At 42.9% G+C, this 11,967-nt stretch carries 11 protein-coding genes and 2 riboswitches; of the genes, 1 reads left to right on the top strand and 10 read right to left on the bottom strand.

The annotated features are described in order from the left end of the window. Nucleotides 1-10 precede the first annotated feature (10 nt). Nucleotides 11-484: a preQ(1) synthase gene (gene queF / locus MKY14_RS07330; protein WP_036687775.1), complete on the bottom strand. Its 474-nt coding sequence runs from the start codon at nt 482-484 to the stop codon at nt 11-13. A gap of 163 nt (nt 485-647) precedes the next feature. After that, a riboswitch (PreQ1 riboswitch) is annotated at nt 648-691 on the bottom strand. 312 nt (nt 692-1,003) lie between these two features. Between queF and MKY14_RS07335 the strand changes: the two genes are divergently transcribed. Beyond that, nucleotides 1,004-1,339, top strand: coding sequence for a hypothetical protein (locus tag MKY14_RS07335; protein ID WP_036687547.1), 336 nt, complete (start codon nt 1,004-1,006; stop codon nt 1,337-1,339). Nucleotides 1,340-1,403: 64 nt separating this feature from the next. On the opposite strand, the gene murB is transcribed toward MKY14_RS07335, so the two are convergent. From murB to MKY14_RS07380, 9 genes are all read right to left on the bottom strand, one after another. Then, nucleotides 1,404-2,315 (bottom strand): UDP-N-acetylmuramate dehydrogenase, encoded by a 912-nt coding sequence (gene murB / locus MKY14_RS07340; protein WP_076304129.1) that lies wholly within the window; start codon nt 2,313-2,315, stop codon nt 1,404-1,406. A gap of 150 nt (nt 2,316-2,465) precedes the next feature. After that, on the bottom strand, nt 2,466-3,266 hold the full coding sequence (locus tag MKY14_RS07345) for an ABC transporter ATP-binding protein (RefSeq protein WP_036687549.1): 801 nt from the start codon (nt 3,264-3,266) through the stop codon (nt 2,466-2,468). Between the two features lie 55 nt (nt 3,267-3,321). Continuing rightward, a complete protein-coding gene (locus MKY14_RS07350; protein ID WP_076302575.1) occupies nt 3,322-4,356 on the bottom strand; it encodes a FecCD family ABC transporter permease in 1,035 nt (344 codons plus the stop codon). Then, nucleotides 4,356-5,411, bottom strand: coding sequence for a FecCD family ABC transporter permease (locus MKY14_RS07355; protein WP_076217749.1), 1,056 nt, complete (start codon nt 5,409-5,411; stop codon nt 4,356-4,358). Before MKY14_RS07355 ends, MKY14_RS07350 begins: the two co-directional genes overlap by 1 nt. A 220-nt stretch (nt 5,412-5,631) precedes the next feature. Further along, entirely contained in the window at nt 5,632-6,627 is a 996-nt protein-coding gene (locus MKY14_RS07360) for an iron-hydroxamate ABC transporter substrate-binding protein (protein ID WP_340391829.1), read from the bottom strand. Nucleotides 6,628-6,830: 203 nt separating this feature from the next. Continuing rightward, nucleotides 6,831-8,648, bottom strand: a complete 1,818-nt coding sequence (locus MKY14_RS07365) for an APC family permease (RefSeq protein ID WP_076126699.1) — start codon at nt 8,646-8,648, stop codon at nt 6,831-6,833. A 124-nt stretch (nt 8,649-8,772) separates the two neighbouring features. Then, nucleotides 8,773-8,932, bottom strand: a riboswitch (cyclic di-AMP (ydaO/yuaA leader). Nucleotides 8,933-9,126: 194 nt separating this feature from the next. Further along, nucleotides 9,127-9,591: a disulfide oxidoreductase gene (locus tag MKY14_RS07370; protein ID WP_076126701.1), complete on the bottom strand. Its 465-nt coding sequence runs from the start codon at nt 9,589-9,591 to the stop codon at nt 9,127-9,129. Next, entirely contained in the window at nt 9,588-10,340 is a 753-nt protein-coding gene (locus MKY14_RS07375; protein WP_081386224.1) for a DsbA family protein, read from the bottom strand. The genes MKY14_RS07370 and MKY14_RS07375 overlap by 4 nt, the downstream gene beginning before the upstream one ends. 161 nt (nt 10,341-10,501) lie before the next feature. Beyond that, complete coding sequence (locus MKY14_RS07380) at nt 10,502-11,818, bottom strand: hemolysin family protein (RefSeq protein ID WP_036687555.1); 1,317 nt, start codon at nt 11,816-11,818, stop codon at nt 10,502-10,504. Nucleotides 11,819-11,967 lie beyond the last annotated feature (149 nt).

Below are 11,967 nucleotides of genomic sequence, written 5' to 3' on the forward strand. Positions count from 1 at the left end.
AAGTTGGAATTTAGCGGTTGTCCACTTTTTCTGGATAGAGGTCGTGATTGATTAAGCGGTGTTCCGCCATCGCCTCATACTTCGTACCCGGTCTTCCATAGTTGCAATAAGGATCAATTGAAATGCCTCCGCGCGGAGTGAACTTGCCCCATACCTCAATGTAACGCGGATCCATCAGAGAGATCAGATCATTCATAATAATGTTGACACAGTCCTCATGAAAATCACCATGGTTGCGGAAGCTAAACAGATACAGCTTTAATGATTTGGATTCCACCATTTTTTGTTCAGGAATATACGAAATATACAGCGTGGCAAAATCCGGCTGACCCGTTACAGGACACAAGCTAGTGAACTCAGGGCAGTTGAATTTAACAAAATAATCACGCCCGGGATGTTTGTTATCAAACACCTCCAGAATGTCTGGATCATAACCAAACTTGTACTGTGTTCCCTGATTACCAAGCAAAGTAACTTCCTGCATTTCCTCTTTCAATCTTCCTTCTGACACGACAAAAAACCCCTCTCTTTTCCTTCGGCCTTGGCCGGTAATGGAAAGAAGAACGAGATTTCGAAAACTTGGCTCCACTAAGAAGAAACGGAAGCAACGTCCGGATAAAGGACAGCAACCGCTTGTACTGTTTAATATATTCTTAGTTTTTTATAGAGGGAGTTCGCGAACCTCTCCTGCACAACTTTAGCGCAGACTTCTTCTTAAAGCATATTGCGTCTTGAACTATACCATGGGTAGCCCGCTCCTGACAAGTTCTACTCTTTACTGTTACCTTATATAGATCAGCAAATAACTCCAGATTAACGTGGATAGACCTGCGTATGTAGAGATTAGGAAGCTCAAAAACCACGGCAATTTGATCGCGGATTTCTTTTTAATCACATAAACTATTCATATGGTTAATTAAGATGTGGCAAAAAAAAGGATTCAAATCCTAAGAAAAGGGTAACTTATTCATAATAATCTTCGAGCTAAGGGTGGGAGCATTTTATGGAACAAAGTATACAGCAGCTTATGGATTGGCTTAACAATCATTTGAATGAAACAATCGCTATTGAAAAGAAAGAACTTCGTGATTTGGATAAAGTTCATTTCAATTTAGAGTCCGTAGATTTCCGGAGTGCAGACGACGTAATTGATGAATATCTTGGAAGTGCACTGATATTAAGAGGTTTTGGCAGCACACTTAACGCCGATGGTGAACTGGTATCCCTGCCACAATCCACTTATGATTTAGCTGTTGAAGGTCTTCAAATCGTAGACTTAGCCGACCGCAAGGCAGAAATAACTACGGACAGAGCTAATTACACCCTTTCAGTAGATTAAACGAACATGATTATGATAAGCAAAAAGAGCCCACAGCGATCTGCGGGCTCTTTTTGCTTATCATTTATTCTTCTCCAATGATCTCCACTTCCGTTTCCAGCTCTACACCGAATTTATCCTTCACAGTCGCTCTTACATGGTGGATTAGCCCGATGTAATCACTGGCTGTTGCATTATCTGCATTCACAATAAATCCCGCATGCTTCTTGGATACCTCAGCACCGCCGATTCTTGTACCCTGTAAGCCGCTCTCTTGAATTAACTGACCTGCAAAACGGCCTGGAGGCCGCTTAAATACACTCCCACAGGATGGATACTCAAGCGGTTGCTTCGATTCACGTAAATAAGTTAGTTCATCCATTTTTGCCTTGATCGTTAAAACATCACCGGAAGTCATAGCAAATTTGGCCTCAAGTACAATATACTCACCGCTTGCGAATACACTTTTTCTGTATCCCCATTGCAGCTCATCTCCTTGCAGAGTTACCAATTGCCCGTTCTTATTTATAGCTAGTGCACTATGCAGGACATCTTTGATCTCACCGCCATAAGCACCTGCGTTCATATAGAGCGCTCCACCAACTGTTCCTGGAATGCCACAGGCGAACTCAAGACCCGTAAGCTCCTTATCACGCGCATATCTGGAAACATCAATTATTTTGGCACCACATTGCGCATATAAGAGATTGTCGCGAATTCCCATTTCGGTAAGTCCTGCTGTTTGCAGAACGATTCCACGTACCCCTCCATCACGGATAATCACATTGGAGCCATTCCCAAGTACCGTAAGGGTTATCCCATTTTGTTCTGCATATGTAACAATCTTTTGAATTTCATCATAAGTAGCTGGTGCAGCCAAAATATCAGCTTTGCCGCCCATTTTAGTGTACACGTGATCTTTTAAATTCTCATGACTTTTCACTATTCCTGCAGTCATTAGCTGCTCTAGATCATCTTGAATTTTGTCAATATTCATGTTTTCATGCTCCTTTAACCATGTATAAATGATGGTCCTTGATCTATTTTAAAGAGTTATTATGAAATTGTAGGCAACCACAACTGTAACAACGAACAGGCTCCCTTGTCAATGACGGGAGCCTGTTCGTTGTATGATTTTAGATGATAATTACACAGCTTTATAGGCAGCAAGCTCGTAAGGAAGACACAGTGGCACACCCGTACGTGGATCCGGAACGATATCCGCTTCAATTCCAAACACTTCCCGCAATACATCTGGTGTCATAACCTCAGTAGGTGAGCCTTCGCTAACCACAGTACCGGACTTAATCGCTACCATATGCTGCGCATAACGAGTAGCATGATTCAAATCATGCACGACCATGATGATGGTACGGCCTTCTTCCTCATTCAGCTTTTGCAAAAGCTGAAGAACTTCGAGCTGATGCGCCATATCTAGGAACGTTGTAGGCTCGTCAAGGAATAAAATATCTGTTTCTTGAGCCAACGCCATAGCGATCCAAGCGCGTTGACGTTGTCCACCAGAGAGACGGTCAATAGGGCGATCATGAAAAGATTCCATGCCCGTAACAGAGATGGCATTGGAGATGATGTTGCGATCTTCTGCGGTCATCGTGCCAAATCCCTTTTGATGAGGGAAACGACCATAGCTGACCAGCTCAGATACCGTCAGACCGTCAGGAGCCGTTGGGTTCTGCGGTAGAATCGCTAGCTGACGAGCAACCTCTTTAGTTGAAAAGTTATGGATCGATTTGCCGTCCAGCATTACGGTGCCACTCTTCGGCTTCATAATCCGGGCCATCGTTTTGAGGATTGTAGATTTACCGGAGCCGTTAGCGCCCACTAGTGCGGTGATTTTCCCCGTAGGGATAGACAAGTTCAATCCCTTAACTATAGTAGCCTCAGCATACCCAATACTTAATTCTTCTGTATTCAAACGTTCTGACATGATCTACAACTCCCTTAAAAGTTTTATGGAGCTATGCTCCTAAGTATGAACTAATTTACGCTTTCGACTTGGCGAGTAAATATAAAAAGTAAGGTGCGCCAATAATCGCAACCACAATGCCAGTAGGAACTTCGGCAGGTTGCAATACCCATCTACCAATGGTATCAGCGGTAATCATAAGAAGCGCCCCTGTCAAAGCACTAGCAGGTAATAACACCTGATGACGGGGTCCCACCAGCCTGCGAGCCAGGTGTGGTGCTATCAGGCCGACGAAGCCAATACCTCCACTTACCGCGACGCAGGAGCCGGCAAGCGCTACGGCTGTTACCAGAAGGAGAATACGTTCCTTCTCCACACGCATTCCTAGACCTAATGAAGTATGGTCCCCTAGATTCAATACATTTAGAACCCGGGCTTTATAGAAGGCGAACGGTAACAGAATCGCGATCCAAGGCAGCAAAGCAAGGACGAATCTCCAATCCCCACCCCATATTTTCCCGGCGATCCAAGTAGCTACAAATTGATAATTATTAGGATCAAGCCTAAGTGCCAATACAAGCTGGCAAGCATTGATTCCTGCAGCGACCGCAATCCCGATAAGGATCAGCCTTGTAGGAGACAGACCATCTGCCTTCCGGTAGGCAAGAATATAGATTAAAGCTGCGGTCAGGCCAGCCCCACCAAGCGCTAGGAGAGGCAAGACAAATACCGGAGCTGCTGTTGTAGCCGGAAAAAACGAGATAAAAATGATTACCGCAAAACCTGCACCAGCACTTATGCCCAGCGTAGCCGGTTCTGCGAGTGCATTACGTGCGAGACTTTGTAGAATACAGCCCGATACTGCAAAGCCCGCTCCAACTAACAATGAAATTACGATGCGGGGTAATCTGAAATCAAATAAAATAAGCTTTTGCTGATGTGTTCCATCACCCATGAGTGTATGTAATACCTCTAGTGGGGATAGACGCATAAACCCTGTATTCATACTGACTATAAACACAACGACGATCAGTATAGCAAGGAGCACTAACACCGTTAAGGCGCGTGTGCGGCGTTCTTTTTCATCTGGAGTAAGGGTTAATTTGGGCATTACAGCTCCCCCTTCCGCTTACTCGCTAAATAAATAAAGAACGGTACGCCGATGATGGCAATTAAAGCTCCTAGCGGTGTCTCATAAGGTGCATTTATCATTCTTGCGGCAATATCTGCAAAGATAATCAATAAGCTCCCTAGAACTGCCGAGCAAGGGATAATCCAGCGGTAGTCCACTCCAACGAAATAACGTGTAACATGTGGAATAATTAGTCCTATAAAAGCAATCGGGCCAACCGTTGAAACCGCACTTCCAGCTAAGATAACCACAACAATCATACATGCCAATTGAACTAACCTTGTCCGCTGCCCCAGACCAACCGCAACTTCTCTTCCTAAGCTGAGCAATGTGACGGATCGTGATAACATCATCGCTGCAATTAAGGCTACGGCCACCCAAGGGAATATAATCTTGATCTGAGTCCAGCTAGCTCCACCCATCCCACCAGCTAACCAGAAGGCTATGTCCTGAGATAAGTTGAAAAGAATAGCTACTCCCTGACTAATAGCAACCAATAAAGCACTAACTGCCGAACCTGCTAATGTCAATCGCAAGGGGGTCAGGCCATTAAAAGAAAGCGAACCGATTCCGAATACGATAAAAGAGGCCACAGCGGCACCGATAAAGCAATACAACATTAGTGAAGTGAATGAGAGTGAGGGTGCAAAAGCAAATACTATGGCCAGCGCTACCCCTGCTCCTGCATTCAAACCTAACAGCCCTGAATCCGCAAGCGGGTTTCTTGTCATCCCCTGCATGATAGCCCCTGCTACTGCGAAGCAAGCACCGACTAAGGCGCCAGCAATAGCACGTGGAAATCGCAGTTCTCTAATCACCTGATGTTTTTGTAAATCTGGATTGAAATGAAATATAGCTTCCCATACCGTAGCTAACTTGATATCTGCCGCACCCACTGAGACCGAAAGTGCCAATCCGAAGGCAATGGCAGCAAGTCCAAAAATAAGAATACCAATGGCAGCTGCCGGTCGGGTATGTAGAGCTTTTTTGGGTTCATTTTTAATACGATTTGCGAAATCTGAGGGTGAAACCATGAGTCGTCTCCTTATTCAATAGTTACAATGGTTTATATGATAACAACAATCATTCTCATTATCGCAAAAATATTTATGTTGTACAATTGCAGGATCGATTTTTCCGTACTATGGGATTGGTTTATAAAAAAATGGTGCAGATCTTTGTATCCCGAGATACTTGATCTGCACGCCCTTCCCCACCGAAATGATCAGTCTCATTCATGGTGAATTACGACTTTTATTTCACAAGACTTTTTAGCACATCGTCAATGATTTTTCTGCCAGCGTTCGCACCACTGTAAAGCCAGCTGCTTGTTGAGCTCATTTCATGCACATTTCCAGCTTTTACAGCTGGGATGCCCTTCCAGATTGCACTATCTAGGATCTCCGAACCCTCAGTCTTATCACTATTTACAAGGAAAATATGATCTGCGGTCAGCTCAGAAAGCTTCTCTAGTGAGATCGGATTCCAAGTTGCTCTTGTTCCTACTGGGATCTCTGTTACTAAGTTAGGCAGCGTTACGCCAAGGTCTGTATATAATACAGCTCCACTGCTGCGGGTTTCGTCTACAATATAGAAGTTTTTTTGCACCAACCATAAAATAGCCGCGGACTCTTGTCCAATAGCTCCTGCAAGCTGTTCTTTCGCAGCCGCTGCTTTAACATCATAATCTTTAATGGCTTTTTCTGCTTCAGGGGTTTTGTTCAAAATCTCACCCATCTTGAGCAACGATTTGCGCCAATCTTGATTTAGTTCATCCCCAATTACATAAGTGGGTGCAATCTTATTCAACTGATCGTAAATCCCGTTCTGAACAGAAGACTCCGATGGGATGATAATAAGATCCGGAGCAAAGCTGGTTACAGCCTCTAACGGAAGGTCGTAACTAATTGTAGGAACATCCTTCAATTCAGTGGCCAGATAATCCTGAACGCCGTTTGTAACTGACCATTGAGCTACTGGAGTTACACCCAGAGTTACCAAAGAGTCTTCCAAATATGAACCCAGAACGCGCTGTGGATTAGCCGGAATCGTTACTTTATGACCCATTGCATCTGTTAACGTCTTAGGTGCAGCAGGTGCCTCTGTAGATTCTGCTGTAGGCGCTGTTCCTGCATTTGATGAGCTTTCAGCATTATTATTACCACAAGCGGAAAGTATTAGCGTCATCACTATTAGTCCGCTCATCGTCACTTTCATGCTTCCTGATCTTTTTCTGTTAAGCCAAAACATTAAAAACCCTCCTATATGTAACTGCTTTGATATTCAAAGGTGACCTTTACCTCTGCTTCACTTTTAAATGATATTGATTCTCATTCTCTGTGTCAACATATAAATTTCAAATTCTGTGGATTTGCAACAATTTCCTTCATATAAAATACAAAAGAGGTTATATTCCGAACGTTCCGGATATAACCTCATCTTTAATCTTCTACTTATTTATTTAAATGATACGGGACAGTCGCTACTACAACGTCCTTTTGATTCATTAGATACGAGCGGATTAAAAAGCTGGTCTGATTATGAAGCACGGCTTGCCACCAATGTTTGGTAATAAACTGTGGAATCAGAATCGTGATGTGATCCGTCGCAGCGGTCTTCCACTCTACCGTATCGATAAACTTCACTAACGGACGAATGATACTACGATATCTGGAACGAAGTACAATCAGGCGTACACCTGGATTCCATTCCTCCCACCGTTGCTCCATCTTATGAATGTCTTCTTCATCAAAGCCTACATACACAGCAACAACATTATCTGTTAGAGACTTCGCATAGCTGATGGAATGTAATACAGCACGTGTAACCCCTGCAACAGGAACAACTACAGTACTTCCTTTAATTACAGGTTTATCCGTAGCCGGACATATACGCAGTTGATCCGCAGTGTTCAAATAGTGCTTATGAATACGGTGGAACACGAACATTACAGCAGGTAAGAAAATGAATGCCATCCATACGCTCGAGAATTTAGTAATGATAAATATAAGCGTAATCGTCAATGTAGTCAGCATACCGATGGTATTTACTACAAATCTTTTCACCCATCCAGCGGGTCTTGTTTTGATCCAATGCACCATCATCCCCAGTTGGGATAAGGTAAAAGGAATGAACACGCCTACCGCATATAGTGGAATCAAACCTTCCGTATTCCCATGGAATGCAGTCACAAGTATGATAGACATAACTCCTAGAAAAATAATGCCGTTTGAGAAGCCAAGGCGGTCACCACGGACCATAAATGCATGTGGCAGATATTTATCTTTTGCAAACATAAAGGCAAGCAGCGGAAACGCTGAATATGCTGTATTAGCTGCCAAGAACAAAATCACTGCTGTAATCCCTTGAATGAAAAAGTACAATCCGCCACGGCCAAAGGTCGATTCAGCGATCTGAGAGACAACCGTAGCCTTTTCATCTGGCACAATCCCATACCAATACGCCAGCACAGTGATTCCGGTAAACATAAAGCCAAGGATAAGTCCCATGATCATTAGCGTCTTGGCTGCATTCTTCTCAGCGGGTGCTTTAAAGTTTGGGATCGCATTAGATACGGCCTCAACCCCCGTTAGGGCTGAACAACCAGAGCTAAACGCTTTTAATAGTAGAAACAAACTTACATTAGATACGGCGCTGCCTATTTCAGGAACATTCGCATGCGCGCCACCCATTGCATATTTAACGATACCGGAGATAATCAGAACAACAATCGAAACCACAAACAAATACACTGGAATTGCGATAAATGAAGCCGATTCAGTCACTCCGCGAAGATTAATGATTGTTAATAAAACGATAACAGATACAGCGATGAGAACAGTATGATTATGAAGACTTGGAAAAGCCGATGTGATCGCATCCGTCCCTGCCGAGGCACTAACCGCTACGGTAAGAATGTAATCCACCAATAATGAACCCCCAGCGAGCAGCCCTGTCGGAATACCAAGATTACTCTTGGCTACGATATAAGCTCCGCCTCCTTGCGGATAAGCAAAAATCGTCTGCCGATAGGATAAAATCAGGATGGCCAGCAGGCCCAATACGGCTAATGCAATTGGCAGGGAATACCAGATGGCAGTAAACCCGGCAGCCACTAGTACAATCAGAATTTGTTCCGTTCCGTAGGCTACAGACGAGAGCGCATCAGAAGACAGAACAGCCAGTGCTTTAACCTTGGATAACTTTTCATGATCGAGTTCATTCGACTTCATCGGACGTCCGATCAATAGTCGTTTTACCTTGCTTACCATGGTGGATACAGTTCCTTTCTTTGGGAGCTGAAACGGAATTTCCGTGCGCTGTTTTCATCGGTGGATTTCATAAATGCAGACACAAAAATAAGCATACGGAAATGATCCGCATGCTTATGCATGGTCATTTTCCCACCTTGCTTACGAGGTTAGCTGGCGGATTCGGGCTGTGGTTATAGCCCTACGGTAGAGGTCTGTTCGACCCGGTTCCGATTCACCCCATTGGCATGAATGCCAAGTTTGGTTCCCCCGTTTTTCCTAAGAAAATTCAGCGCATATTCAACTTCTCACAAGGTCTAATATTAGTCTACAAAGTGCCTACAGTAAAGCGTTGAAAAAAATGAAAAAAGAATGAAAAAACATCCAATAAGCTCAAATATAGCGTCTTATTGGATGCTCTCTTTCATTATCTTCAATTATCCCTCTAGCCCGTGATTTTAATACCTTTTCAGCTTTTTTGTACCTTCCAAAGTAAAAACTAAAATCCTAAGCTCTCCTCAGCATCTACTTCAATCACTTCTTCTTCCCTACGTCCATACCAAAGAAGGAGACTTATTAGAGCAAACGCTATTAAAGCTAACAAAGGAATCGTTATAAATCCGAAGTAGTTCAAGTAATCTTTATTACAAGGAACACCAACTGTACAAGGTAGAACTTTACTTAACGCTGGAATCTTCTGTTCCGCATAATGATAGATTGAGATACTGCCACCAATCAAACTTAATGGAAGCACATAAGGAATGATGCGCTTATCTCCACGGAAAGTGGCAATTCCCAATAAAAATAACTGCGGATACATAAAAATCCGCTGAAACCAGCAAAGCTTACAAGGTTCATACTTCAAGACTTCACTTAAATACAAGCTACCAGCTACAGCAACCAAAGAGACGAACCAGGCCAGATAGAGGCAGTTACGCTTGCAAAAAGATAGGAATTTTGTCACTTTGCCTCCACTGCTTTTGCGGCGGTGTTAATTTCAGATGTAATCGCTTCAATATCGAAAGGTTCAGCCGTTTTCACTCCATTAATGTAGAGCGAAGGCGTAGTTGTCACGCCTGCGTCAGTTGCCAACTGAATGTCTTTCTTCAGCTCATCTGCATAAGTTTTCTCTTGGATGTCTTTACGCAACAGATCATAATCGATCGCTAATTTCTCTTTTTCAGCAAGGCTTACCAAGAAATCCTCAGTGGCCCATTCCACGCTCTCATCCCCTTGCTGCGCATACACAGCATCATAGAACTTCCAGAATTCATCCTTATTCTGATGGTATACAGACAATGCAGCTAGTGAAGCTGTCTCAGAGTCAGGACCAACGAAAGCCATATTTACAAAGTAAAGAGCTGCTTTTCCCTCGTTGACAAAATCTTGAACAATTTTCGGTTTCATGGAGCCAGCAAATTGGGAACAAGCTGGACATTTGAAATCACCAAATTCAACAAGCTTAACAGGTGCATCCTCATTACCAATCCTAGGTAGCTCACTGTAATTGAATTCTACCGGTTCTCCTGTAGAGACATTCTTTGCTGCATCTTTCGAAGCTAACATAAACAATCCAACAAAAATGATAACTACTACAGCTATTGAACTAATAACTAAAATTCTCGTTTTCTGCTTCTGTTGCTCCTGTTCTACCCGTCGTTTCTCTTGTTTGCTCAACTGGGGAACATTTGGACTTTTTTTAGGTTTACTCAAGGAGAATTCCTTTCTGTCCTCTAGGGACTAATGTAGTTTTTATCATATACATTTAAAATTATATAATTATTAATCTCTTTTTGGCAAACAGTATGGTCAAAAAAAACAGCGTAACTCCAAAAGGAGAAACGCTGCTCTTATTTTAAAAATATATAATTCCATTAAGCTCCAGCTTCTTCATTCAATAACTGTAACCGCAATAGCTTAATTCGAGAAATTCGCTTATTCTCAGTCTCTTCTACAATAAATAGATGATCATCAAATTCTACGGATTGCCCTTTTTGAGGTGGATTAACCTCCAATTTAGAATACAGCCAGCCGCCTATCGTATCGTAATCCTCAGTCTCCATATGAAGACCTAAAAGATCATTAATCTCTTCAATAAGCATCAAACCGTCAATGGAGTGTTCATCCTCGCCAAGCTTCTCAACACCGGGACGTTCCTCATCAAATTCATCCTGAATTTCTCCAACAATTTCCTCCATGATATCTTCCAGTGTCACCATTCCTGAAGTACCCCCATACTCATCGATCAATATGGCGATTTGTGTCTTCGCACGCTGCATAACTTTCAGCAAAGCACTAATCTGAATGGATTCCGGCACGGTCAATATTGGACGAATTAATTTCTGATAACTTTGTGGACGATCCTTAATTAAGTCCTTTATATGGATGAAGCCTAAAATATGATCCTTATCACCGTCACAGACGGGATAACGTGTCCTCATGCCATCATAGGCAATCTCAAGGTTCTCCTCAGCAGAAACATGATTATTCAGACAGATCATCTCTGTCCGCGGAATCATGATCTCCCGAGCCATGGTATCCACAAATTCAAAAATATTGTCAACTAACGCCATTTCAGTATTATCGATAAAGCCGCTTTTGTTACTTTCCTGCATGATAATACGAATTTCTTCTTCCGTATGCGCCGTTCCCAGCTCTGAAGCCGGGGCTAATCGGAAAATTTGCAGTAAACCACGCGCCAGCCCATTAACGATCCATATCACTGGATACATGATTTTGTAAAATACATTCATCGGTCCTGCTGTTAGTAAAAGGACAGATTCAGCCTTGTTAACAGCAATGGTCTTAGGTGCAAGCTCACCTAATACGATATGCAAGATAGTAATGAACATAAGAGCAATAACCAAAGATACAACATTAACAGCAGTTTCTCCTAAACCTATGCTTCCTAATAAAGGCCCGATAAGATTAGCTATAGCTGGTTGACCCAGCCACCCTAACGCAAGCGAAGCCAATGTAATGCCGAGCTGACAGGCTGAGAGGTAGCCATCCAGGTTGCTGACAATGCTTTTTGCATTAAAAGCTTTTTTACTACCTTCTTCAATCAGGGTATCAATTCTACCACTTCGTACTTTCACCATTGCATATTCGACTGAAACAAAAAATCCGTTTAACAATACCAACAAAATAATAAGACCAACATGTAATATACCGGGTAAAGGGTCGCTCAATTTATACTCCTATCCACCATTTTCCGTACATGGATGGATAGGCCCACCTCCTTCGTTTTTTCAGAGTATTGGCAAAATGCTTGCCGTTTGTTCCTTTCAGTATCAATTTCCCAATGGTTTCATCTCCAGTCTAGAATCACGTTTTTGAA

It is taken from the genome of Paenibacillus sp. FSL R5-0887, from assembly GCF_038002305.1.
In the GTDB taxonomy this organism is placed as follows: domain Bacteria; phylum Bacillota; class Bacilli; order Paenibacillales; family Paenibacillaceae; genus Paenibacillus_AQ; species Paenibacillus_AQ odorifer.

Bases quoted from the DNA above. Each gene is read 5' to 3' on its own strand.
- MKY14_RS07335 (WP_036687547.1), top strand. From the start codon at position 1,004: ATGGAACAAAGTATACAGCAGCTTATGGATTGGCTTAACAATCATTTG.
- queF (WP_036687775.1), bottom strand. From the start codon at position 484: ATGCAGGAAGTTACTTTGCTTGGTAATCAGGGAACACAGTACAAGTTT.
- MKY14_RS07345 (WP_036687549.1), bottom strand. From the start codon at position 3,266: ATGTCAGAACGTTTGAATACAGAAGAATTAAGTATTGGGTATGCTGAG.
- MKY14_RS07365 (WP_076126699.1), bottom strand. From the start codon at position 8,648: ATGGTAAGCAAGGTAAAACGACTATTGATCGGACGTCCGATGAAGTCG.
- MKY14_RS07350 (WP_076302575.1), bottom strand. From the start codon at position 4,356: ATGCCCAAATTAACCCTTACTCCAGATGAAAAAGAACGCCGCACACGC.
- murB (WP_076304129.1), bottom strand. From the start codon at position 2,315: ATGAATATTGACAAAATTCAAGATGATCTAGAGCAGCTAATGACTGCA.
- MKY14_RS07360 (WP_340391829.1), bottom strand. From the start codon at position 6,627: ATGTTTTGGCTTAACAGAAAAAGATCAGGAAGCATGAAAGTGACGATG.
- MKY14_RS07355 (WP_076217749.1), bottom strand. From the start codon at position 5,411: ATGGTTTCACCCTCAGATTTCGCAAATCGTATTAAAAATGAACCCAAA.